At 30.2% G+C, this 24,994-nt stretch carries 21 protein-coding genes and 1 riboswitch; of the genes, 2 read left to right on the top strand and 19 right to left on the bottom strand.

Features of this window, described 5'->3' with window-relative positions; genetic code table 11:
* Positions 1 to 196: 196 nt before the first annotated feature.
* From BM119_RS13365 to BM119_RS13275, 19 genes are all read right to left on the bottom strand, one after another.
* Positions 197 to 1,147: an ABC transporter permease gene (locus BM119_RS13365; protein ID WP_090042204.1), complete on the bottom strand. Its 951-nt coding sequence runs from the start codon at positions 1,145 to 1,147 to the stop codon at positions 197 to 199.
* Positions 1,140 to 2,210, bottom strand: coding sequence for an ABC transporter permease (locus BM119_RS13360; protein WP_090042202.1), 1,071 nt, complete (start codon positions 2,208 to 2,210; stop codon positions 1,140 to 1,142). Before BM119_RS13360 ends, BM119_RS13365 begins: the two co-directional genes overlap by 8 nt.
* The gene (locus BM119_RS13355; RefSeq protein WP_090042201.1) at positions 2,203 to 3,747 is read right to left on the bottom strand and encodes an ABC transporter ATP-binding protein; all 1,545 of its coding nucleotides are present in this window, start codon (positions 3,745 to 3,747) and stop codon (positions 2,203 to 2,205) included. Before BM119_RS13355 ends, BM119_RS13360 begins: the two co-directional genes overlap by 8 nt.
* 66 nt (positions 3,748 to 3,813) lie before the next feature.
* Positions 3,814 to 4,908, bottom strand: coding sequence for a BMP family lipoprotein (locus tag BM119_RS13350; protein WP_090042199.1), 1,095 nt, complete (start codon positions 4,906 to 4,908; stop codon positions 3,814 to 3,816).
* A 662-nt stretch (positions 4,909 to 5,570) separates the two neighbouring features.
* On the bottom strand, positions 5,571 to 6,731 hold the full coding sequence (grdD, locus tag BM119_RS13345; RefSeq protein WP_090042198.1) for a glycine/sarcosine/betaine reductase complex component C subunit alpha: 1,161 nt from the start codon (positions 6,729 to 6,731) through the stop codon (positions 5,571 to 5,573).
* Between the two features lie 14 nt (positions 6,732 to 6,745).
* The gene (gene grdC, locus BM119_RS13340) at positions 6,746 to 8,281 is read right to left on the bottom strand and encodes a glycine/sarcosine/betaine reductase complex component C subunit beta (protein WP_090042197.1); all 1,536 of its coding nucleotides are present in this window, start codon (positions 8,279 to 8,281) and stop codon (positions 6,746 to 6,748) included.
* A gap of 145 nt (positions 8,282 to 8,426) precedes the next feature.
* A complete protein-coding gene (gene grdB, locus BM119_RS13335) occupies positions 8,427 to 9,728 on the bottom strand; it encodes a glycine reductase complex selenoprotein B (protein WP_090042195.1) in 1,302 nt (433 codons plus the stop codon).
* Positions 9,729 to 9,764: 36 nt separating this feature from the next.
* On the bottom strand, positions 9,765 to 10,223 hold the full coding sequence (gene grdA / locus BM119_RS13330; RefSeq protein WP_090042193.1) for a glycine/sarcosine/betaine reductase complex selenoprotein A: 459 nt from the start codon (positions 10,221 to 10,223) through the stop codon (positions 9,765 to 9,767).
* A gap of 109 nt (positions 10,224 to 10,332) precedes the next feature.
* On the bottom strand, positions 10,333 to 11,619 hold the full coding sequence (locus tag BM119_RS13325; protein ID WP_090042192.1) for a glycine/sarcosine/betaine reductase component B subunit: 1,287 nt from the start codon (positions 11,617 to 11,619) through the stop codon (positions 10,333 to 10,335).
* Between the two features lie 81 nt (positions 11,620 to 11,700).
* Positions 11,701 to 12,030, bottom strand: a complete 330-nt coding sequence (locus BM119_RS13320; protein WP_090042190.1) for a thioredoxin family protein — start codon at positions 12,028 to 12,030, stop codon at positions 11,701 to 11,703.
* A gap of 124 nt (positions 12,031 to 12,154) precedes the next feature.
* On the bottom strand, positions 12,155 to 13,084 hold the full coding sequence (gene trxB, locus BM119_RS13315) for a thioredoxin-disulfide reductase (RefSeq protein WP_090042188.1): 930 nt from the start codon (positions 13,082 to 13,084) through the stop codon (positions 12,155 to 12,157).
* Between the two features lie 63 nt (positions 13,085 to 13,147).
* On the bottom strand, positions 13,148 to 13,522 hold the full coding sequence (locus BM119_RS13310; protein ID WP_090042187.1) for a GrdX family protein: 375 nt from the start codon (positions 13,520 to 13,522) through the stop codon (positions 13,148 to 13,150).
* A 151-nt stretch (positions 13,523 to 13,673) separates the two neighbouring features.
* A riboswitch (glycine riboswitch) is annotated at positions 13,674 to 13,778 on the bottom strand.
* A gap of 184 nt (positions 13,779 to 13,962) precedes the next feature.
* The gene (locus BM119_RS13305) at positions 13,963 to 14,802 is read right to left on the bottom strand and encodes a DegV family protein (RefSeq protein WP_090042185.1); all 840 of its coding nucleotides are present in this window, start codon (positions 14,800 to 14,802) and stop codon (positions 13,963 to 13,965) included.
* 15 nt (positions 14,803 to 14,817) lie between these two features.
* Positions 14,818 to 15,285 carry a tRNA (uridine(34)/cytosine(34)/5-carboxymethylaminomethyluridine(34)-2'-O)-methyltransferase TrmL gene (trmL, locus tag BM119_RS13300; protein WP_090042184.1) on the bottom strand — a complete coding sequence of 156 codons (468 nt, stop codon included), beginning with the start codon at positions 15,283 to 15,285 and terminating at the stop codon, positions 14,818 to 14,820.
* A gap of 263 nt (positions 15,286 to 15,548) precedes the next feature.
* The gene (locus BM119_RS13295) at positions 15,549 to 16,403 is read right to left on the bottom strand and encodes a Cof-type HAD-IIB family hydrolase (RefSeq protein ID WP_090042183.1); all 855 of its coding nucleotides are present in this window, start codon (positions 16,401 to 16,403) and stop codon (positions 15,549 to 15,551) included.
* 308 nt (positions 16,404 to 16,711) lie between these two features.
* Positions 16,712 to 18,922 carry a transglutaminase-like domain-containing protein gene (locus tag BM119_RS13290; protein ID WP_090042181.1) on the bottom strand — a complete coding sequence of 737 codons (2,211 nt, stop codon included), beginning with the start codon at positions 18,920 to 18,922 and terminating at the stop codon, positions 16,712 to 16,714.
* Positions 18,909 to 20,078 (bottom strand): DUF58 domain-containing protein, encoded by a 1,170-nt coding sequence (locus BM119_RS13285; protein WP_090042180.1) that lies wholly within the window; start codon positions 20,076 to 20,078, stop codon positions 18,909 to 18,911. The genes BM119_RS13290 and BM119_RS13285 overlap by 14 nt, the downstream gene beginning before the upstream one ends.
* Complete coding sequence (locus BM119_RS13280; RefSeq protein WP_090042177.1) at positions 20,071 to 21,018, bottom strand: AAA family ATPase; 948 nt, start codon at positions 21,016 to 21,018, stop codon at positions 20,071 to 20,073. The genes BM119_RS13285 and BM119_RS13280 overlap by 8 nt, the downstream gene beginning before the upstream one ends.
* 586 nt (positions 21,019 to 21,604) lie before the next feature.
* Positions 21,605 to 23,119, bottom strand: coding sequence for a VanW family protein (locus BM119_RS13275; protein ID WP_090042176.1), 1,515 nt, complete (start codon positions 23,117 to 23,119; stop codon positions 21,605 to 21,607).
* Positions 23,120 to 23,586: 467 nt separating this feature from the next.
* Here BM119_RS13275 and BM119_RS13270 point away from each other — a divergent pair, with 467 nt between their 5' ends.
* Entirely contained in the window at positions 23,587 to 24,627 is a 1,041-nt protein-coding gene (locus tag BM119_RS13270; protein ID WP_242948429.1) for a M42 family metallopeptidase, read from the top strand.
* A 123-nt stretch (positions 24,628 to 24,750) separates the two neighbouring features.
* Positions 24,751 to 24,994, top strand: a 244-nt coding sequence (locus BM119_RS13265; protein ID WP_143087326.1) for a transposase, incomplete at its 3' end; no start/stop codon positions are given.

Below are 24,994 nucleotides of genomic sequence, written 5' to 3'. Positions count from 1 at the left end.
CTTACACATAACAACAGTGGATGCACTACATTTTAATTTAAAATTGAGAATTGTAGTTCAAAGTCACAGCCTTGTAAATGTAAATTGGAAAACTAAGCAGGATTAAAAATTTCTATACAATAAAAAGGTATGAACTTAAGATTTCACCTTACTTTCATACCTTTTCTTTCATGTGACTAATACTAAACTCGGATTACTATCTTTGACCTTTTTTGTATGGAATTCCATCTGCAGCTGGTGCCTTTGTTCTACCAACAAACCCAGCTAAGACAAGCATTGTTAATACGTACGGGAATGCTGCATAAAATTCTTGAGGAATTCCAAGACCCCATCCCTTTGCATATAATTGTAAAGCTTCTGCAAAACCAAATAATAAACAGGCAACCATTGCTCCTTTTGGTTTCCAGTTACCAAATATTAATGCTGCAAGAGCTATAAATCCTCTACCACTAACCATATTTTCTCTATAAAGATTCATTATACCTATGGATAAAGTAGCTCCACCAAGTCCACCTAAAACACCTGATAATAAGACAGATAAATATCTTATTTTATATACACTTATTCCTAAAGTATCTGCTGCTTTTGGATGTTCTCCAACTGCTCTTATTCTCATTCCTAATGGTGTCTTAAATAATAAGAAACTAACAGCTATAACTAATATAGCAGCGATCCATACAAACCAGTTAAGTTCTGAAAGTATTGGTCCTAAAAGAGGTATTTTTGCAAAAAACTCTTTTGGGTAATTTAGTGATGCAACTGTTGCTGTTTGAGATGGTGTTCCAAATATTTTAAACACAAAGAATCCCACTAATGCACTTGAGAAAACATTTATACCAACACCTGATACAACTTGATCTGCTTGCAAATGTATACTTAAATATGCATGTATTGCTGCGAAGAAAACTCCCCCACCTATAGCAAACAATATACCAATCCAAGGATTGCCAGTTACATAAGAGCCTAGCACTGCAAAAAAAGCTCCTGCTGTCATTATTCCTTCTAACGCTATGTTTACAACTCCTGATCTCTCAGATAGTATTCCACCAAGACTTGCAAAAATTAGAGGCGTAGCTAGATTTAATGTAGCTGTTATTATTCCAAATAAACCAACACAAAATGCGTTATTTAAAAGTACATCATTCATTTATAGTAGCCCCCTTTTTCTTTTTCTCAGATATCCACTTGAACATATATTCTGCAGCTATAAATAAAATTACTACACCTTGTATTAAATAAGATATAGTTTTTGGTATTCCGAATAACATTAATGTACCTGAGCTTAAATTTAAGGCTCCAAATAATATAGCAGAGAATATAACTCCTATTGGATGACTCTTAGCAACTAAGGCTACTGCTATTCCGTCCATTCCAAACCCAGGGAATCCAAATAATTGCATAGCTTGATGTTGAACTCCTGCAACATGTATAGCTCCACCAATACCAGCAACTGCTCCTGATATAGCCATAGCAAGAACTATATTTTTATTGATATTTATTCCTCCATATTCTGCCGCATGTGGACTTGTTCCAACAGCTCTTAACTCATATCCTGTAGTTGTTTTCCAAAGTAAAATAAATACCAAAATAACTAAAGCTATAGCTATAAAAATTCCTGTATTTAATCTATATTGATCGCCTAAAAATCTAGTAAGTTGAGCATTTTCTTGTATTATTGGTGTTGCAACTGTTCCCTCAACTTTAAATTTTTGATATACAAAATAATTTGAAAGATGCATTGCAATAAAGTTCATCATTATAGTATTAACAACTTCATTTGTACCAACTTTAGCTTTTAAGTATCCTGGTATAGCCGCCCATATAGCACCAGCTAAAGCTCCCGTTGCGATTATAAGAAGTATATGAATAAAACTTGGTATTCCTGGGATTATTCCTACTAAAGATGCAACAAGCATACCAATTATAAATTGACCTTCAACACCTATGTTAAATAATCCTGTTTTAAAAGCTATTGCATGAGCTACTCCAGTAAATATAAGTGGTGTAGCAAATACAAAAGTCTCTATTAACTGACTCTTTTCCCCAAAACTTCCTCTCCAAATAGAACCAAAAAGTAGGGATGCTGAGGCTATTAATCCATTACCACTAGATATTGCTACAAATATAACCGAAACTATTAATCCTACTAATATAGCAGCAAAAGACATTACAAAACTTTTTGTAACCTTTGAAGCTTTACTGTTATTCATGGCTTTCTCCTCCTTTACCCTCTTCTTTGTTTAAAGTTCCTCCTGCCATAAGTATTCCAAGTTTTTGCTCAGTGGCATCTTTTCTATCTAATACATCTACAATCTCTCCATCATAAATAACTGCTATTCTATCAGCAAGTGCAAGAACTTCATCTAATTCTAATGATACAAGAAGAACTCCACGTCCTTTATCTCTTTCTTCAACAAGTCTTCTATGAATATACTCTATAGCTCCAACATCTACTCCTCTTGTAGGTTGAGCTGCTATTATAAGTTCTGGATCTTTATCTATTTCTCTAGCTATTATCATTTTTTGTTGGTTACCACCAGACAAAGCAGATGCATTAACATCTTCATTTGGTGTTCTAACATCATAATTTTTTATTAAGCTTTTAGCATGTTCTCTTATTTTTCCATAATTCATCATTATACCATTGGCAAATGGTTTTTTATAATGACTGCCCAAAATAGAGTTTTCAACTAATGAGAAATCAAGAACGAGTCCTCTTTTATGTCTATCTTCAGCAATATGACCTAATCCAGATTCAATTATATCTCTTGGAGATTTTCCAGTTACATCATTTCCATTTAATATAATTGTCCCACTCTCAGTTTTTCTAAGACCTGTTATTCCTTCTATAAACTCAGTTTGTCCATTTCCATCAACACCAGCTAATGCAACTATTTCTCCTCTTCTAACTTGAAGACTTACCCCTTTTACTACTGGTAATTTCCTGTTATCTAACACACTTAAATTCTCTATACTTAAAACAGTCTTACCTGCTTTACATTCATCCTTATCAACTACTAAGTTAACTTTTCTACCAACCATTTTTTCAGCTAGTTCATCTATACTAGTATCCTTAGTTTTAACAATATCTATTTTTTTACCTCGTCTTATTATTGTAACTCTATCGCTCATTTTCATAACTTCTTTAAGTTTATGAGTTATAAGTATTATAGACTTTCCTTCATTAACTAAATTTCTTAAAATTTCACTTAATTCTTCTATTTCTTGAGGAGTTAAAACTGCAGTAGGCTCGTCTAATATAAGAATATTTGCTCCTCTATACAATGCCTTTAAGATTTCTACCTTTTGTTGTTGTCCAACAGTCATATCCTCTATGACAGCCTTTGGATCAATATTAAATCCATATTTTTTTGACAATTCTTCTGTATCCTTTATAGCTTTTTTCATATCTATTTTTAGTCCATTTTTTGGTTCATGTCCCAATACCATATTTTGAGCAACTGTAAAATTATGAACAAGCATAAAGTGTTGGTGAACCATTCCTATTCCTAGGCCTATAGCTTCTTTAGGATTTTTTATATTAACTTTTTGTCCCTTTACAAAAATATCTCCAGCTTCCTGTTGATATAGTCCATATAAAATATTCATAAGCGTAGTTTTTCCTGCACCATTTTCCCCCAACAGAACATGGATTTCTCCCTTGTTTAAGTCAAAATCTACGTTATCATTTGCTATAATTCCTGGAAAAACCTTAGTAACACCTTTCATTTCAATAACCTTTTCCATAGATTTTCTCCTTCCTAACTTCAAATATAGGCTAGATGCAGACCATCTAGCCTATAAAAACTTAAACTATTTTATTTCTACTGGTTGGAATTCTAAAAGTTCTGCTCTTGTTCCTGGAACTGCTATTTTATCATCCTTTATTAATTGCTCAGCTTTTTTAGTTAAATCTTGAGCTTCCTTAGTAACATTCTCATGTAATGTTGGCGCTATACCAACTCCACCTTCTTTAATACCTAAAACTTGAGTTTCTCCACCCTTAAAGTTTCCATCTTGTACTTGTTTTATTACATTCTTAACTGCAACATCAACTTTCTTTTCCATAGAGAATAATATTACATCTTTGTAGCCTTTTGAAGATGCCGCAACAGCTTGATCTGAGTCAACACCTATTGCAAATTTTCCCATTTCTTCAGCTGCTTTAAATACTCCTAAACCAACTCCACCAGCAGCATGCATTACTATGTCTGCTCCATCTTGGTAAAGTTTTTTAGCAGCTGTAACACCCTTTTGTTGGTCATCAAATGAATCAACATATGTTACAAATTTTCCTGGTTGAGTTTCACTTACTGCCATTAATCCTTTAGCTGCTTCTGGATTAACTGATGCTACACCAGCAACAAATCCAGCTTCAAATCTATTTATAACCTCTCCTTCTTTTCCTCCAACAAATCCTATTTTATTAGTTTTAGTTAACTTTCCAGCCATAACTCCAGCTAAGAAAGAACCTTCTTGTTCTTTAAAGAATATTGATTGTACATTTGGGTTTTTAACCTCTGTATCAACAACTACAAACTTCTTATCAGCTGCTTGTTTAGATACATTGTCCATTGCTTGTTGCATCATAAATCCTGCCCCAACTGTTAAATCAGCTTGAGAAGACATTGTTTTTAAGTTTGGCTCATAAACATCAACTGATTTTGATTCTATAGCGTTTAACTTTTGAATTCCTAATTCACCTTCAGCCTGCTCAATACCTCTATTAGCTGATTCATTGAAGGAACCATCATTAACCCCTCCTTGGTCTGTTACTAAACCAACCTTTAGTTTAGTTCCTGAAGCTCCAGAGTTGCTTGAGCTATTACTGCTTCCTCCACATCCCACAAACATTGTAGCCGCTACAGCAACTGCTGATAGAGTTGCTATCACCTTTCTTCTATTCATAAAAATTACCTCCTAATATCCCTTTTAATTTTATATTTTTAATATTTAATTTTAAGCCATTATTATGACTTTTTTGATTAAATAAAAAATTAACTTTTCTTATGAAATCTTTTACAAATATAATATAAAAAAAATATTTCATATTATATTAACAATAGAAGTATATTATAAATCGCAACTTAATATACATATATAATTTTACTATGATATATATTAATATAATCTTTTATTATTAATATTCGTATTTTTATCCATGTAAACTTTTTCATTTTGTTTACATAAAATTTGCAAAATTAAATATTTTCTAGATAAAATGGTGTTTTTCTATATTTTACCTTTGAATTATTTTCTTTAAATGTAGCATTATGTTTTTTAATTTTCTTATGAATTTTCACTTTTAAACGAATGTTTTTTATGATTTTTATTTTAAAGTTCGATTTTTTGCCGAATTTCGTCTATATTTTACTATATATAAATTAACTCCACATGTAGATTATATCATAAAGTCGAAAAATGTGAATATATTTTCGAAAAAAATTATAAATTATTGGATATATATTTTATAGCTTTTCTAATTTTTAACATTATACTTTTCATACAATATTTATTCATATTCATAAAAAAATGGCGAATTACTAAGTTAATAGTAATTCGTCATTGTTTTATGATTTATATCCTGATTTAACTAAAACTTCTTCTGCTTTACTACCCTCATTTTCTGGTACAAGTACTATTGGACCTGTGCATCCCATTCCACTTTCTGAATATATTCCCTCTTTCCAAAGAGCTTTACATGCATCATCTAACTCTAATATATCTATTCCAGCTATAGAGTAAGTTACAACTTTCTTTGGAGGCATTTTTATTTCTTCATTAGAAGATTTTGCTTTCTCCTTTGTGTTATTAGCTATTATTTCTTTAAATCCAGCTTTATTAGCCTTTTTAAATTCACATGTAGCTATTTCTAAAACCTTATTTTCTGCGCATGTAGCACAGAATCTTAAAGCTTCACAAATTAAAGGAGCTCCTGATGCCCTTGAAACTATATTCACAAGTTTATCATAGTTTTCTCCTATTCCTGGTCCATAACCTGCCCCTACAGTTTCATAACTTCCACCTGTTGTGAATGATGACATCATTTTTACAAGTAAGTTTCCTGTTAAAGAGTCACATACCATAACATCTGGTGTTCCTGCTAAAAGGTCATTTCCTCTCATAACTGCTCCACCATCAGCTCTTAAAGATTCAGTAAATTCAAGTTCATAACCTGCCTCTTTAACCTCTTTAAGTATTTTCTCAACTTTTCTTGCACCCTCTATATTAAGAATACCTACCGTAGGATTTTTTATTCCTATTGCTTTTGCTGCTGCTATTCCTGATATAGCATTTAGAGCCATACCTTCAACTCTATTAGTAGATGTTGTACCTGTAGTTGTTGCAAGTATCATTTCACAACCTTTACCTGGCGTTGTAACCTTTCCTACAGTTGAAACTCCTATTGGAAAATCAAAATGTTGTGTAACGCAACCCTGTATATAACCACTTTCTAGAAGTTCAACCATTTTCTTATGTCCTTCTTCAGATGTCTCAACTACAAATTGTTCAAAATCACACTCTACTTTTGAACCAATTAAAACTATCTCAAAATTACCATATCTACTCTTAGCAAGCTTTGCAGCTTTAATCATTTCTTCTACACCATGCTCTGAACCTAGTATAGTTAATCCTATTTTAACCTTTTTTTTAAAACTTCCAGATTCTATTCCATCTGCTATATCATTAAAAACCTCTGCAATCATGTTTTTAACATTATTTTGTTCCATTTATATCACGCTCCTTAATTCTTCATTAAGTAAGCTGCAAAATCCTTCATTGCATCTGCAACCATAGACTTAACTTCTTCTTTAGACACACCAGCTTCCTCTGGTTGAAGGCCTTTATTCTTCTCAACAACTATAGAAACTCCATCAAACAAGTTAGTCATTCTTCCTAAGAATAAACTACCCTTACCAACGATCATAAAGTTATCAAGTTTTCCTTCTAATATAGAGTCTCTTCCATGACCAACTATTGGTACACCTGAAGGTATATGTCCTTGAGTTGGTGCAAATCCTGGATATCCATGTTCTTTAACAAAATTCGGAAGTTCTTTTCTATCTAATTGACCTTTTTTAACTGCTAATGCTCCTATCATTTTATAGTTTTGAGTTGGAACATCACCTGCACCTGCCGGCTCAGTTATATCTGGAGTTTGAAGTTCTGGTGCAAATTTATTTATGTCAGTTATTTTAAATCCAGCATTTTCTAATGGTTCAAGAACTAAAGCCTCTAATACTGCTTGTGGTGAAGCTCCATGTCCTATAGTATGTCTACCTATTACATCAGTTCTTAACACTGGGTTAACTCCATCATTTCCACCTACTAATATAGCAAAACCACCTAAACAATCTTCTAATATTGGAAGATTCTTTTCAACATGGTTTTTACCATTCATTCCAAGTTTAGCTGTAGCTCCACCAGCAACAACTAATACACTTTTGTATATTCCTGATTTAACTAAAGCAGATGCTGTAATTAATGAATGAGTAGGTCCTGCACAGAAGCCCCTCATATCTGCACCTGTAGCATTTTTAAGTCCAGCGATTTCACCTATGGATTTAGCTATATTACCGCCACCTCTTTGGTTCATATCACCAACTGCTTCTTCTGAACATTCTATAATATATTCTATGTCTTCTGGCTTAACGTCTCCATCCTTTAACAGATTCATTGCTGCAACTACCCCTGAAGCCTTAACTGCTAAGTTTTCAAGCAATACATGAGCTGAAAGATTTTTGTCGTACTCATGGGCTCTTTTAACACAACCAATTAACTCATTGTTTTCATATAGTTCAACTGCTATGTTTGTATCAATTAATTTTTTTATTTCTTCTATACTAAATCCCTTTTTAAGATCTTGAACTCTTCCTTTTAATATTGGATGATTTTCAAATTTACCTCTAACTTTTTCTGTGAAATTTTCTTCTAATAAAACTAAATCAAATGCATCTGATAATTTCATCATTCCATAAAACTCATCTTGAGGCATTATTTCACCATACTTACCAAATCTTGATGCACCTTCTACCTTCTCCCCATGCCAAGGTCTTTTTCTTGTTGAAAGTTCATCTGGTGTCATATTACCTATATATGTTTGATTTGGAGCATAATCTACTACATCTTCAAAGCTTCTTAAGTGCTCTGGAAGTTTTTTTAGGTATTCTGAGTCCTTTACTGCCTCTCTCTCAACTGTTTGAGTTGTACCATCATGTATGACCATATCAGGTGTATTAACTAAAATATATGATGCTTTTTTTATTACTGGAAAATCCATTGTATAACCCCCATTCCTTTTTATTGGAATTTTATTTTATTTTAAAAATAATAATTAAATACTAAGTATTACCCACTTAATACTTAATTATTATTTCTAAACAAGCCCCCTAAGGAGGCCTATTTAGAATTAACTATGACCTATATTATTTATCAAATACAGTTTGTCCATCAACTTCAGTTTCTAAAGCTTTTAATGCTTTTTCAACTAAATGATATCTTAATTCAAACTCATCCTTAGCTTCTAAAGCTGGATTTCCAAGTGGATGAGGAATAGCTATTGTTGGAACTATTCTGTTTGCTCCAACTGTTAGAGATATTGGAACAACTGTACACATGTGTACAACTGGCAATACTCTTTCTATTTCTTTAACTAACGTTGCTCCGCAACGAGTACAAGTTCCTCATGTAGAAGTTAAGATAACTGCCTCTACACCATCTGCCACTAATTTTTTAGCTATTTCTTCACCAAATTTCTTTGATGATGCAACAGCTGTTCCATTACCAACAGTTGAATAGAAGTATTTGTGTAAGGATCCTATCTTTCCTTCTTTCTCCATTTTTCTTAAAACATCCACTGGTAGTACTCTATCTGAATCAGTGTTTGCATAAGTTGGATCATATCCACCATGAGCTGTTTCGTAAGTTTCTGAAGTTAAATCCATAACTCCTTCTATATCATACTCACCATACTTAGATGCTGAAGATGATTCTATATGATCTGGATTTCCCTTTGGAACTGTACCACCAGAAGTTACTAGAGCCACCTTAACTTTAGTAATATCCTTAACAGCTGGTTGTGGATCTACTCTATCAAATACAGGCATTTTAAACTCTGTTTCAAATTCTTCCCCACTTAACTTTTTAACAAGCATGTCAACGGCTCTTTTAGATCCTCTTTCACTTGCAAAGTAATTCTTTCTTATACCTCTTTCAATATATCCTTCTTCTTTTGGTCCAAGTATTTCTTCTCCATTACCAAGCTTTTTAGCAAGTTTTGCTATTGCTGGCAATGCAGTTCTCATACCTGCTGCACTATTTCTTGTCTCTACAATGTATAAGTTTTTCTTATACATATCTGCTCCTGGATTTTCTATATACATAGCTGTTAATACAGGAATATTTAATTGTTCTTGTACTTCTTTAGCTATTGTTCCACAAGCAACACCGTATCTACCTGCGTTGAAAGCTGGTCCTGCTATGAACAAATCTGGTTTATATTTTTTAACCATTTCTATTACTTCAGATTTAGCTTCATCCAAATTTTCATTGAAATAAGAGTCTCCACATATTACAGTAGCAACTATTTCTGCTTCTCCCTTTAAAAGCTTAGCAAGTCCCATTCCTGGTCCTACAAAACCTTCTCTAACTTCTGGCTTTACATGAGCCATTTCCTCTCCACCTATATTTGCGAAGAATTGATTTATATAATGTACTATACGTATCACTTAGTTCCCCCCCTTATTTTAGGTAATTGATTTTTGTTATTCCTTTTGATCTCTTATAGCCTTAACTTCTGCTATTATACTATCAACATCTAAAACCATTTCCATCATTCCACATTGTTCATCATAGATAGTAGCATCACATTCATCTTTTATTTCAGGTTCAACAACATGATATACATCTAAGTTTAATGTAACACCTGCTAATGGTCCTGCATAAGTTGGGTCTCCTAAAACAACTGTTTCAGCAGATAATCCTGAAGCTTCTGCCTCTGCTCCACCTAAAACTACAACTACATTATTTGCACCATACTTATCAGTTAAATCTTTTACTCTTTGTTGGATCTCCAGATCCATAGCTCCCGCAGCTGTTCAAACAAAGCACTCTGTTGATGCAAATACTACTTCAGCTCCTGCACTATTAACACAAGCCTCAATAGCTGGTCCTGGTATTCCATCTCTATCTCCTATAGCAATAACCTTTTTTCCTTGTAACATAAAACTCTACCTTCCTTTCTAAAAAGCAAATATTCTTATCTATTGCACCTTTGATCTTTTAATTATATTATGGGGTAATATAATACGATCTTTTATTCTGTTCTTTAATTTAGTATCCCTTAGCTGTTAAATAGTTAAATCCAACCTCTGAAGTTGCTCCAGTAATAACTTGTATTTCAGCATTTATTGAACCATCTTCTCTTAATGATCCAAGATATCCTCCTGCTATAATGTTAGCAACTTCTGGATGTCCTATAACTTTTTTCATTGGAGGTAATGTTATAACTTCATTAGCATTTCCGCCTGTAACTACTGCATCTCCTACTGGGCTTGAATCAGCTAAAGATTGAGAACTTCCATCTTGTCCAGCATATTCATCTGTAACAAGTACAGTCTTTATACCTTTTGCAGTTATTTTATTACAGTTCATTACTAAGTCAGCATCTGGGTTACCAAATCCTTCTTCTGATATAATAACAGCATCTGCACCTAAGAACTCAACTAATTTAGCTGTCATATTTGAACTTCTTTCTTTATCTGCTAGATATACATTCTCATTTGTTACTATACAACCTAAGAAGTTATAGTCTTTACCATGTCTTGAATATAAATCTTCTATTATTGGTTGATTCATATGAACATAACTTGGGTTTTTATCACATGCAGAAACACAGTTTCCTGAAACTATAGCTCCATCAAATGCTTCTGTTGGATAAATAAACGTTGGTATTATCTTCTTAGCATCTACACCATATACATAAGTATCATGAAGTAATCCTTGAGTTTGAAGCATATAAACATATACTACCTTTGGTAAATCTGGGTATTGTTTTACTTGCTCAAGTAATGGCAATGTTTCAAATGTTTTAACCTCATCTGGTTCAACATCTATACCAGCTTTTCCAAGATAAGTTGCTGCTTTAAAACCTATCATTCTAAGAGCTTCTTCATGATCATGTTGTAGTACCCCTTCTTTAGGTTCAACAACTATAACTAGATTATTTGTTTTTGAGAATGGAGTGTATTTTGCTCCTTCTCCTGTCATATCTATGATACCCTCTTGGAAACCAACAATTTTACCAGTAGTAACAACTGCAGCTCCTTTTAATACGTGGGTTCTACCTGAACCAACCATATCAACTTTGCTTATAAATCCTGGGAATATTCCACCTTGACCTTCAACTTTTACTCTAGGTTCAATTACATCCTTTACAGGAATTATTCTTACTTCTTCACCTGGTCTTGCAAGTTCAAAGTTAATACTTTCAATTCTTTCATCACCAGATACCTCATTTAATAACTCTTCTTTATTAACATAAAGAACACTATTTTCGACTTTTGTTTCAGCACCAAACTGAATATCCTTTATAAATATATTTCCAACTTCTAGACGCAAAGCGTTCACCTCCTAAAATTTTAGAGAAAATTTCTATGTTATTTCGAAAGACCATATTGGTCTTTCGAAATAATTGCAATACTATAGAGTGTCACAAAATCCTTTTATGAAGTTTTCAACATCATCTAATGAACTTATTTTATCTGGAGTTATAGTAGCTACTTTTTCTCCACCTTTATAGATTATCATTGTTGGTAATCCTAAAACTCTTTGAGATATTGCAAGTCTTCTTGCAGCTCCTATATTTAATGAAGCGAATTTTATTTTATCTGCATACTTTTCTTCTAATCCATGTACTCCTGGCATTAATTCTTTACAAATTTCACATTTATCTCCCCAGAAATCCACAAATACAGGTTTCTCACTTTGTACCACTTCTGCTTCGAAGTTGTCTTTATTTAATTCTAACATTTATAAAACCCCCCTATTATATTTATATTATGAATATTTTGAATAAAAATATTATAATCTAACTTTTTAACATTCTGACAATTATTTTTGTGTTGCCTGAATATCAAATTCAGGCATAGCTATTTTATACTTCAAATACTTCTTCTATATATTTTTCAGCACTTGTAGCAGCTATAGCTCCATCTGCAGCTGCAGTTATAACTTGTCTTAAAGATTTTTCTCTTATATCTCCTGCTGCAAATACTCCTGGGATATCACACTTCATATCTTCATCAGTTATGATATCTCCTCTATCATTGATTTTTACTTTATCTTTAAACAACTCAGATATTGGTAAATATCCAGTAAATACAAAGCATCCATCAACTCTAAAATCACTTAATTGTCCAGTTTTAACATTTTTAAGAACTAATCCTTCTAATATTTCATCACCCTTAGCTTCATCTACAACTGTATCTAATATAAAGTCTATCTTAGGATGTTTTTGTGCTTTTTCTACTAAGTATTTAGCAGCTCTAAATCCTTCTCTTCTATGAATTATAGTTACTTTATCTGCAAACTTTGTTAAATATAATGCTTCAGTTATAGCTGAGTCTCCTCCTCCTATAACTGCAACTTCTAATTCTGTAAAGAAATCTGCATCACAAGTTGCACAATAAGAAACTCCTTTACCTCTTAATTCCATTTCATTTTTGAATCCAGCAAGTCTTGGATATGCCCCAGTAGCTATTATTAATGTTTTTGCTTGAAATTCGCCTTTTTTGCATTTTACTTTTTTTATTTTTTCATTTAATTCTACTTCTAAAACTTCATCTTTGACAAATTCAACTCCAAAGCCCTCAGCTTGCTTTCTCATTCTTTCTATTAAAGATGGGCCTGTACAGTCTTCAACTGATCCTGGGTAGTTTTCTAATTCTTCAGTAGTGGCTGCTTGTCCACCAAATTTACCTCTCTCGATTAATAATGTTGACATTTTACCTCTTGATGCATATAATCCTGCAGACAATCCTGCTGGTCCGCCACCAATTATGATAGTATCATATATTTTTGACATGATCCTTCCCCCTACTTTCTATTAATTTTTTTACTTTTCATATATTATAACAGAAAACTGTTATTAATTAATAGCATTTTTAATTAAATCATAATCAATTAGTTTAAAATCATCTAGTATATTTTGTGGCCAATTAGGCACATTAAAATCATTTATAAATTTAAGTGTAGTTGCAATAGCCCCTTCAATTATATTTAACGAATCCATATCTAAATTTTCTTTATTTTTTGTTATAAGCACTGTTCTATATGGAGTCTCATTTGGTTTTACACTGCTCATTAGTGGATGGGTAAGTATTCTATGTCCACTATGTATAGAGTCTCTAACCGTTTTCAAAAGAGCTACAACATCTATATCTATATATCTAACTTCATAATCCTTACTAAATTTTTCATAACTTAAAGGATTATTAGTTATAACTATGCAAGGTTCTCTCATATCCACAATCCTTTCTGCAAGTTTTAATTCTATTGTTAAAAGAAATACAATTATAGTCAAAAAACAGAGTCTAAAGCTTTTGCATTGCCTTAGACTCTGTCATATAACCTGAGAGCGTTACTCCTTCGGTGCACTATGCTTTCCAGAGATGTGTCCATCTTAGATACTTTTGCCTGAGATATTCATAATATATCGGCATATATTATTTGTTCCTTCGGCTACCACTCTTAAAGTGGTTATCTCCCTAAAACTTCATCCACAAGTATTTAATTCCTTTTTCAACTTCATTATATACCAGCTAAATGAAAAATGCCATACAATTTTCTGAATCTTCTTATTCTTATTACAAATAGTATGCATTAGAAAATCTTATAATTCAACGAATTGTTACTTAATTCGTTCTTTTCTTAATAAAATAATATAATTATAATTCCATTAAATTAATAATCACCTATAAAGAATACTCCACAAGCGTTGGGGCCTGCATGTGTACCGACAATACATCCAACCTCACACTCTACTATATCAAATTTCTTATCTAAGAGTTTTTGTTTTAATATGTCATATCCATCTTCGCTTTCTGCATTTAATAATATGACAGGTGTTCCTTCTTTCACTTGTATTTCATCAATATAATCTACTATAGCTCTTAGTGCTTTTTTGCTGCCTCTAATTTTCTCTGTTACAGCCATTTCCCCATCTCTTACACAAAGCATAAGTTTTATCCCTAACATATTTCCTAAAAAACCTGCTGTCTTTGATAATCTTCCACCTTTAATTAAATGATCTAAAGAATTAAATACAAGTTTACTTCTTATATTGGGTTTTGCAAGTTCTATCTCTTCTTTTATTTCTTTTATATTTAGCCCCCTGTCTTTAAGTAAAGATGCTAATAAAACTAAGCATCCAAGACCTGATGTCACCGTGTATCCATCTATTATTTCAATGTCTTCTGTTTCAAGCATGTCCCTAGCTATGCATGCAGATTGATAAGTCCCGCTCATCTTGGTAGAAAGATGTAAGGAAATTATTTTATAACCTTCATCTAAGTATTTTTTGTAAATATCTAAAAACCTCATAGGATTTATTTGTGAAGTAACTGGAAACATTCCAGTTTCATCTATCTTCTTTAATAATCCTTTAAAATCCATGTCAACTCCATCGAGATAGCTTTCCTCTTTGAAATTCACAACTAATGGTATTACTTCTATGTCATATTTTTTTATGATTTCTTTATTTAAATCACATGTACTATCTGCTATAATTTTTATTTTTTCCATACCTATCCCCCTCGGCTATTTCATATTTGGAAATCCAAATTGCCTTAATGCCTCGTAAGCAAAAATAGACACTGTATTTGATAAATTTAGAGAACGACTACTTGTTTCTAACATAGGTATTCTTATAGCACCTTCATGCTCTGATTGTCTAACATAATCTGGTAAGCCAGAAGATTCTCTTCCAAATATTATGAAATCGCCTTGTTTAAATACTACCTCTGAATAAAGTTTAGATCCTTTTGTTGTAGCAAGAAAAAATCTGCCATCCTTATATTTATTGGCAAAATCTTCATAACTTTCGTGTATTTCCAAATCTAAATATTGCCAGTAATCTAATCCAGCTCTCCTTAAGTGCTTTTCATCTAAACTAAACCCTAATGGCTTTATTAAATGCAGCTTAGACTTTGTAAGTACACAAGTTCTTGCTATGTTTCCTGTATTTTGAGGTATTTCTGGTTGAAATAATACTATATTTAAATTCATTTTTCTCCTCCATAATCTAATATAATTATATTGTAATCTAAAATGTATATAGAATAGTATATTCCCTTTCACCGATTTAGTAAACATACAGGAAATTATTTATATTTCCAATTTTATTTACTTAGGCACATTCAAATAAATAACTAGTCAGTATGCTAGTTTATTTTGTGAACTACTTCTTCCTTGGGTTCTACTAATAGCACAACTATTAGCAGAACCCAAGTCATTGTATTTCACAAAATATCCGTCCCATCTTTGACTTGTTATTTATTTTCATACGCCTTAGAATTTAGTATGAATTTTTTTATAACTTTAGCAACCCCATCATTGATGTTTGTATCTGTAATATATTGAGCTACTTTTTTTATTTCATCACATCCATTTTCCATAGCAATTCCAAGTCCTGCATACTTTATCATGGAAATATCATTCTCATTATCACCTATACATATAATCTCATCTTTACTAATATTATAATACTTGGCTAAAGTCTCCACTGCCCTTCCTTTAGAAACTTCTCTATTCATTATTTCGAAATTATTACTCATAGAACTTACAACTTCTAGTTGTTCGACCTTTTTAAGTTTATCCTTTGCATATTTTAATGCTTTGCTATTTTTATCCTCTATAACAATTGCCTTTACTATTTCATGTTTATATTTTTCAAAAATTTCATCCCATTGATCTTCTTTTATAATATCTATATGTATTTTCTCTTCTTTAGGAAGATGCTTGTTAAAATCCATATAAATTTTTGCTGAATGCATTTCTTTTTCTCCCATAACCCTATTTGGGGTATGAAAATATGGATTTAAATTATATTCTTTACAAACTTTTAGTATTTCTTGTAATGAATTTTTATCTATCGTTTTCTTGTATATTACTTTATCTCTATCTTTTTCTCTTATAAAAGCACCATTTGAAGATATAACAGGAGCATTTATTCCTAACAAATTAGCAAAATAAAATGCTGAACTATGCAACCTGCCTGTACAAACTGCAATTTTAACTCCTTTGTCATGTGCTTTTTTTATTACTTCTATACTTTCTCTAGATATTTCATGATTTCCATTCAATAAAGTTCCATCCATATCTGTACACATCAACTTATATTTCATTATTAAATCACTCCATCCTTTGTATTTTTAGTTTTAGGCACCTGAAAGAAAACAACAAGTCAAATATGCAATGTATATTTTGGGTTAGACAAGTAGGTAATATTAGTTCATAGCGGGCGATTGGCTAATAGTACTGACTTATTATTTTTTTGAATGTGCCTTAATCTGTAAAATTTAATAGATTTAATATAATAATTTAATTATATCAAATAATATAAATTATCTAAAATGCTATTATCTCATATTTATTGGGTTAAATCGTATATCCTTGCTTTAACAAACTTCATCTTAAATTAATAGACTTTATCTTATAATAAAATATATTTATATAATAAATAGTTTATTACATTAACTCTTAATTTTAAATAATCATCTATGAACTTTAAATATTCATGTCCATCTATGCTAATTTTCTTATTTCCATAAATTATCTTATAACTTTCCTTAACAAGGGGTAACAATTTATTTTTAAGTTCTTCATCATCTAACGATTGTACAAACTCTAAATCTGTTAAATTGTTTTGTTTACATATGTTTATAACTTTAAGTCTTTTTATGTAGTACACATAAATTTTAGTTGCACTATTACTTTTAACTATCTTTTTTATATTAACAAATGAAATAATAACCCTTATGATTAAACCTATTAATACTATTAATACTATTAAAATTATAATTAATGCAGTTGTTTGTAATGCTACATTAAAATTTATACTCCATTTTTCATTTCTATTTTCATAAATTTTAATATTGTCCTCTTTTTCCTTTAATTCTTTCTTTGAATTCCCCTGAACTTCTTCTTTATTCTCTATATTTGTATTTGGTAAGTTCTCAGTGACTTGAACCTGATTATCATTTGGCAATATACTTCTTGGTGTAGGGCTACAGTCTATTGTCGTCCATAGTTCTTCATTAGGATCTATAAGTACTTCTACCCATGCATGGGCATCTTTGTTAGTAACATCATATTTACCTAATTCTACTGGTGTATTAGAAACTTTAAATCCTTCAACATATCTTGCAGGCACACATGCTATCCTGCACATTATGGTCAAAGCTGATGCAAAATAAACACAGTATCCTTCTTTTTCTTCAAATAAAAAATAGTCCACAAAATCCTTATCAAGTGGAACTTCTGACACATCTAGTGAGTATTTATAATTCTTATTTAAATACTCAACTATTTTTTCCACCTTTTCTTTATTAGATTTAACATTTGATACAATATCCAGAGTTAAATCTAAAGTATTTTTTGTTATCTTGGAAATATCTAAATAAGCTGAGGTAATCTCTGATCTATGATTATTTTTAGATGATTCTATTATTTTTTCATGTATAGGTTCTTCCCTATAATATTCTACTGTATATGGATTACGATTATCTGTTTTCGAAAAAAAAGTTCCATATCTTATGCTATATAAAACACTATTTTCACTTTCAACATTTAAAGTATATATTGGAGCAACCAGAGCTTTAATATTATTACTTATAGGAACTATTTTTATTTCTTCTTTTTTTATAATATCTCCATAATTAGAGTATTTATTTTCGTCAACTATTTTTCCATTATTGTTTTCTATTGCTGTAAGATTCTTATTAAGTATTTCCCATGAATGTCCTGTGTAAAATTCCTTAACACTACCTCTTAAATACAAATCTCCACTATAGCTATAAACTTCCATAATCTTTTCATCTGATATTTTTAATTTTCCTCCAAGCTTTTTAGTGGAATCACTATATCCTGATTGCTTAATATTATAAGCTTCATCTATTATATATTTTTCTGAATCTGTTTTTCCATGAAGTTTTTCATTAACATATTTGTTTATTTGCTCATAATATATTCCTTTTTTTTCAATTGGCAAAATTGCTATTATTATAAGTACAACTAAGGCATATATCAAAGTTTTAAACGTTATCAATTTGTAATTAATATTCAATTCAAATTTTCTTTTTTTATAATCCAATATAATTTCTTTTAATTTTCCAAATAAAATTAGTATTACACAATTTAATACAAACAAATATTTCACTTGAAAAACTTCATTTTTAAATCCTATATAGTAAAAAGTCATCATTATAAAAAAATTCAATGCCACTATAATGTATTCTAAGTTCATTTTAATTAATGCCAATGTTAATAATGTTGCTGTAGGAATTGCTATTGCAAATATATATCTAAAATCCTCATATGTAGTTGATTTATTAATGTTTATTTGTGTCTCTATAATATATATCTTATTAATTATTGTTTCTTTTACAAAATTTGTTATGTCACCATGAAATATTATAATTACTAATATAAATATAAATATAAAGCTACTTAATCTTTTATTATAATTTTTTGATAAAGCTTTAGATAAGCATAAAAATATAACGCCACCTGTTAAACACATAAAAAATATTTCCCAGTAATTAGTATCAGTTATATTATAAACTTTTATTAGAATAGTTATTATAACGATTAAATTAATAGCAGAAAGAACTACATTAAGTAAGGTTTCTTTACATGCTTTCATACAAGTGTTCCTCCTTAAATATTTCTTCTATACTAAATAAATCAACAGAAAATTCATTTGAAATTTCTGTTAAATTGTCTTCACAATAACAGAAATATATAGTTATTCTACATTGACTCTCAGGTTTTATTATAATATTTTGCACTAAATCTCTTGTAAGTTTTGATATAAAAATAATTTGTCCTGACCTTAACGGGTGTGAAATAAAAATATCTTTAATATCTTTACTTCCTATGCTATCTTTAAGCATTATGCTGTAATATAAATGTTGAAAATCTCTTTCATGCCTCACTTCATAATTTTCCAAATATTCACCATTCAAATACACATTACAAGTTATATTTTCTCTTTGTAAATATCTAATTATAGATAATGCACTTTCTATAAGTTTTTCCTCCATATAACCTTGAGGATCAATATCATAATTTTTTCTATTCATATCAATTATTATTGAAAATTGATTATCATTTATACTTTCAAACTTTTTAACATAAAGCTCATTAATTTTAGCACTAACTTTCCAATTTATATCTTTAATTCTATCTCCTACACAATATTTTTTCATTTCTTTTATTAAGTAATTGTCCTCTTTTGTGTTATGTCCTAAAGCTTCACCTTCATCCATATTTTGCAAAATGACCTTGCTACTATTTTCTATATTAAACAGCTTAGGCTTAACTATTATTTTATCTTCTGTATCAATAGTTCTATATATTGTAATTATTCCAAAGAAGTCCTTAATTTCTACATTAAATCTACTGATTTCATAAAAACCTCTTCTATAAAAAGTAAAATTATTTTTTAATACCTTTTCTTCTTTTTCATGTAACATAATTGTAAATGCCAAATTTTTTTTTGGTTTACTTCCTTTAATATTAGAACTATACATTGATAGATACGGAATATAAATATTAGAATTATTTTTTATAACAACTCTAATATTTATATTTTCATTGGTATATAGTTCTCTATCTTCTATAATAACTTTAATATCTATTTTTTTATAATATGTGTAAGAAAATACTATTGATAAAATTAACATTACTGCAAACATATAAAAAAATATATTTGCTATACCATCGCCTTGTATATATGAAATAATAAAAGACATCATAAAAATTATCATAAACTTAAAATCAACTTTTATTTTAAACATGATTTTCTATCCTTGGAGGTTTTACTGATGCTTTAATTTCCTGTAATATATCTTCTCTAGAATACTTTTCTGATTTTGATCTTAAACTTAATTTTATTCTATGTGCTAGTACCAAATTTAAGTTGTTTTTAACATCTTCTGGTATAACATAGTCCCTTCCATCCATAAATGCACTTGCCTGGGCAATTCTAAGTAATGCTAAAGCTCCTCTTGTGCTAACCCCTAATGCTAATTTACTAGTATTCCTAGTTTTATCCACTATGTTGATAATATATTGATTTATTTCTTTACTTACATAAACCTCTTTTACCTTTTCTTGTATTGTTAGTATATCCTCTCTACTAACAATAGTCTTTAATTCATTTAAAGGATTACTACTCCTATATAATTCTAATATCCTTATTTCATTTTCATTACTGGGATATCCTATATTAATGTTTATCATAAACCTATCTAATTGAGCTTCTGGTAATTCGTAAGTCCCTGAATGTTCTACTGTATTCTCAGTAGCCAAAACAAAAAATGGTTTTTCCATATTGTAAGTTGTATCTCCCTCTGTAACATGATACTCTTCCATAACCTCTAGAAGTGCTGACTGTGTTTTAGGAGACGTTCTATTTATTTCATCACATAATAACACATTTGTAAAAACTGGTCCCCTCTTAAATTCAAACTCCATTGATTTTTGATTATATACAGATATACCTGTTATATCTGAAGGTAAAACATCTGGAGTAAATTGTACTCTATTAAATGTTAAATCCATAGATTTAGCTAAAGCTTTTACCAATGTGGTTTTTCCAACTCCTGGTACATCTTCTACTAGGACGTGCCCATCCGCAATTATAGCACTTATCATTTGCCTTATAACCGTTCCTTTACCAATTATAACCATTTCTATGTTTGATATTATGCTATTTATTAAATCCTGTTCTCTCATAAAAATGCCTCTTTTCTATTAATATATCAATTCCAATATATACTCTCAATATATCCTCATTCTATGTATATCCCTTTTAAGTGACAGGTTGAAATTGATTTTTCTACAAAACTCTAAATTCTTAAATTTAATTCTAAGTCTTTCTAAACAACGCGAAGAAAAACCTACTCCACTATCAATTCTCAACTAAAAAAATTATATATTCTATGCTAAATAAAAAAACAAATATGCTTATACCATTTCATTAATCTTAACATATTTGTTATATTGTTACAATATACCTGTTGTATTGTTAGACTCTTCAAAAAAAATTGCACACAAAAATCGTTATAGCACTTTTATGTAACAAGTTAATGTTTAAAACCACAGTTTTTCTAAAAAAGTTTTTTTTATTTGAGAAATCTTTTTAAGAAGATTTCATCCTTAACTCGTCACTTTTCACTTTCAACTTGTCACTGATTAAAGTTTTTAATTTTAGTTTTTATCAGTGTTTTAGAATTAAAATTTTTTATACTTATATATAAAAACAAAAGCCTTATTTATGATTAATCACAAATAAGACTTTTTATTAACACATTATTTTTATCTATTGGGCTGGTTTACCTTGCTCGCCATTTCCTTGTGGTACTGATGGCTCCGGAACCGGTTCTGGAGTAGGCGTTGGCTCTGGTGTCGGAGCTGGAGCTGGAGCTGGCTCTGGTGTTGGTGTTGGCACCTCTGCTTTCTTAGTTCCTTTTTTTGTAATACCATTAACTGCCTGATAAGTATCTGTTGATATTAGTTGAGTATCAACTAAATTTCCACCCTCATAGACTTTTCTATATGTTTTCACTCTATATCCTGTAGAAGGATTTTGTTCTACAACTGTTTGACCTTCTGGAATAGATGAATCATCTACAGTACTAGTTGTAGGCTGAAGAGTTTCTACAATTTCACTGTATATTTCATAAGTTTTATTGCTTGCTGAAGCATCCCCATATATATTAAAAGATACATTTCGACCATAGGTTACACCCTCTATATATATAGGAAAATCAAATGTATTTTTAAATTTATAATCTAGGCTATCCCAAGCAACTGTTGCATCAAATCCTTTAGTCATATATCCAACAGGAAGAGAATGGTTTATTCTTTCTACAGAATTTAATCCCGATCTTAAAATTGCTTGATATAAAGTAGATGACACTTGGCATATTCCTCCACCTATACCATTTTCAACTTTATTACCTATAATTACACCTGCATTTTTATATCCTCTTTCTGCACTTCTTTCTCCAACTACTCCATTGTAACTAAAAACTTCTCCTGGCATTAATATAGTTCCATCAATTGCTTTTGTTGCAAGTTCTACATTAAATGCTCTTCCTTCTGACGATGTTCCATAACTTGTTGAATAAGAAGAAATTTTACCATTTACTTTCTTTAATGCCTCAGCTGTTACTTTAGGCTTGTCTTCATTTACAACAGCATCAACAACAATATTTTCATCTATCTTACCATTTATGCTATCTAAAATTCCTTTTTCTAAATTCTCTGAATCCAATTTGTATCCTGCTACTTCATCAGTAATAGCGAATCCACTTGAGACATCTAGTTTAGCATCTTGTGGCTTTTTATTCACCTCATTTGCAATAGAATTTACAAATTCTTTTACATATTCAGGATTGTGAGTAAATTCTAACTCTAGATCTTCTTTATTCTTACTTTTTATAAGTTTATATTGCTCTCCCAGTTTCTTGTTTTTTCCAAAATCGAAAGCTTTATCTACTGTATCTTCAATATTATATTCTGCATTCAATTTAGAATAATCCATAGAATAATCTTTATCTTTAACTTTTACTGTTATTTTTTTATTTACTATTGCATCTTTAAATTTTTCATTTAATTCATTAGTTGCTTCTTCTTTAGTCATTCCCGACAGATTAACACCTTGTACATAAACATTTGGATAAACCTTATCATTCCATTTATTAACCTGTGTAGTCATATATTTACTGTATCCAAAGAATGCCACTCCCATAACTACGATAACTGATACAACTATAATAGCTATTAACTGTGTCCTTGAATTAAGGATTTTTTTAGTGCCATTTAGTGCCATTTAGGGTATCTCCTTTCCTTTAGCTTACTCTATTATAATATAAATAAAGAAAATTTATAAATTATATATTTTTTCATTTTATTACAAATTCATTTATATTATGTAGTTTTTCAATAAAATCTCCTATTATACATTAAGTTTACTTCGAATTGCTAGTAATTCTTAACTAATAACCTTTTAATTTTGTTACACAACCTATATATTGTATTTCTAGCTTGTCATTTCTAACCTAACAACCTTCTCTCCTGTAATTATATATTTTTTATTTTTCTTTAAAGTTACATAAATATTAATTTAAAATAAATTTAAATTAACCACTTTTACTTATTAGATTATACACTAAATCATTAATAATGTTTACTCTTTATTAATTAAAAGAATATTTTCAATTATTAGTTTTGTTCATTGTACTAATTGGTAATTAATACTATAATATATTTAAGTTTAATTTTAAGGGGGTTTTTTAATTGACAACTTATAATACTAATAATTTAAAAAAATATTTAACTAACATCTTAGATATACATAGCCCTTCTGGTTATACAGATAAAGCTATGGAGTATTTTGAAGAAGAATTAGCTAAGCTTGGTGCAACTTACAATAGAACAAATAAAGGTGCACTAATAGTTACTATAGAGGGTGAAAACAAAGAGGATGTTAGAACTCTTTCTGCTCATGTTGATACTTTAGGAGCTATGATAAAAACTATAAAAGATAATGGAACTTTAGAGTTAAGCCAAGTTGGTGGCTATATGATGAATACTCTTGAGGGTGAAAATTGCATAATCGAGACAATTGAAGGTACTCATTATACTGGAACAGTTCAAACGATAAAACCATCTGTTCACATAAGCGGAGGAGAAGCTAGGGAACTAAAAAGAGAGCCTAGCACTATGGAAGTTGTAATAGATGAAAAAGTTTCTTCTAAAGAAGATTTAGAGAAACTTGGAATATGCGTTGGAGATTATGTATTCATAGAAACTAGAAGCAGAATAACAGATAGTGGATTTATAAAAAGTAGATATTTAGATGATAAGGCTAGTGCAGCTATCCTTCTATATACTATTGAATATATACTAGCTAACAAAATACAATTACCATATACTACATGTTTCTTCATAAGTAACTATGAAGAAGTTGGACATGGAGCAGCTTATATACCTGAAAATACAAAAGAATTTGTATCTGTAGATATGGGTGCCCCTGGACTTACTCAAAATTCTTCTGAATTTGCAGTTTGTATATGTGCAAAAGACTCATCTGGTCCTTATGATTACGAATTAAAAAAGAAATTTGTTGATATTTGCAAGAAAAATAATATAGATTATAAAATAGATATATATCCATATTATGGTTCAGATGCTTCTTGTGCGCGAGCTGCTGGTCATGACATAAGATGTGGCTTAATAGGACCTGGAGTATTCGCATCTCATGGATATGAAAGAACTCATATGGATGCTATGATAGCTACTTTAGATTTAGTAGTAAAATATATTTCAAATAAATAATACTTTTATGTAAGTGACAAATTAAGAGTGACAAGTGACAACCCTATAGGCCCCCTAATTAGAATGGACAATGTTTACTCAAACAAAGTAAAATAGTTTTAAGATGATTAGGAGGTCTAAGGGATGGAGAAAAAAATATTTACAAGAAAGTTTTCAGAAGATCAAAGAGTTTCATTTGTTAAGGAAGTTTTAGAATCAGGAAGCAATATTTTAATTGCTAAAAGGTACGACTTAAATCCCCAATTATTAAGTAGATGGGTTAATAATTATCGTCGTTATTCTCAAACATTAGAGCCAAAAGAGCCTAAGAATAATGAAATAATACCTAATTATAAGAAAGAATATAAAAAAGCTATTGAAAAGATTA

The sequence above is a fragment of the Clostridium frigidicarnis genome, from assembly GCF_900111985.1.
In the GTDB taxonomy this organism is placed as follows: Bacteria; Bacillota; Clostridia; order Clostridiales; family Clostridiaceae; genus Clostridium_Z; species Clostridium_Z frigidicarnis.
The sequence above is the reverse complement of the archived record's forward strand: the minus strand, read 5'-3'. Positions and strand labels throughout refer to the sequence as shown.

What these genes read in the sequence shown, in the direction of transcription:
- BM119_RS13360 (WP_090042202.1), bottom strand. Translation starts at nt 2,210, where the DNA reads ATGAATAACAGTAAAGCTTCAAAGGTTACAAAAAGTTTTGTAATGTCT.
- trxB (WP_090042188.1), bottom strand. Translation starts at nt 13,084, where the DNA reads ATGTCAAAAATATATGATACTATCATAATTGGTGGCGGACCAGCAGGA.
- trmL (WP_090042184.1), bottom strand. Translation starts at nt 15,285, where the DNA reads ATGAATTTAAATATAGTATTATTTCAACCAGAAATACCTCAAAATACA.
- BM119_RS13350 (WP_090042199.1), bottom strand. Translation starts at nt 4,908, where the DNA reads ATGAATAGAAGAAAGGTGATAGCAACTCTATCAGCAGTTGCTGTAGCG.
- BM119_RS13280 (WP_090042177.1), bottom strand. Translation starts at nt 21,018, where the DNA reads ATGAGAGAACAGGATTTAATAAATAGCATAATATCAAACATAGAAATG.
- grdC (WP_090042197.1), bottom strand. Translation starts at nt 8,281, where the DNA reads ATGGATTTTCCAGTAATAAAAAAAGCATCATATATTTTAGTTAATACA.
- BM119_RS13320 (WP_090042190.1), bottom strand. Translation starts at nt 12,030, where the DNA reads ATGTTAGAATTAAATAAAGACAACTTCGAAGCAGAAGTGGTACAAAGT.
- grdD (WP_090042198.1), bottom strand. Translation starts at nt 6,731, where the DNA reads ATGGAACAAAATAATGTTAAAAACATGATTGCAGAGGTTTTTAATGAT.
- BM119_RS13355 (WP_090042201.1), bottom strand. Translation starts at nt 3,747, where the DNA reads ATGGAAAAGGTTATTGAAATGAAAGGTGTTACTAAGGTTTTTCCAGGA.
- BM119_RS13290 (WP_090042181.1), bottom strand. Translation starts at nt 18,922, where the DNA reads ATGAAAGCATGTAAAGAAACCTTACTTAATGTAGTTCTTTCTGCTATT.
- BM119_RS13275 (WP_090042176.1), bottom strand. Translation starts at nt 23,119, where the DNA reads ATGGCACTAAATGGCACTAAAAAAATCCTTAATTCAAGGACACAGTTA.
- BM119_RS13285 (WP_090042180.1), bottom strand. Translation starts at nt 20,078, where the DNA reads ATGTTTAAAATAAAAGTTGATTTTAAGTTTATGATAATTTTTATGATG.
- BM119_RS13305 (WP_090042185.1), bottom strand. Translation starts at nt 14,802, where the DNA reads ATGGAAAAAATAAAAATTATAGCAGATAGTACATGTGATTTAAATAAA.
- BM119_RS13365 (WP_090042204.1), bottom strand. Translation starts at nt 1,147, where the DNA reads ATGAATGATGTACTTTTAAATAACGCATTTTGTGTTGGTTTATTTGGA.
- BM119_RS13310 (WP_090042187.1), bottom strand. Translation starts at nt 13,522, where the DNA reads ATGAGAGAACCTTGCATAGTTATAACTAATAATCCTTTAAGTTATGAA.
- BM119_RS13295 (WP_090042183.1), bottom strand. Translation starts at nt 16,403, where the DNA reads ATGAAATATAAGTTGATGTGTACAGATATGGATGGAACTTTATTGAAT.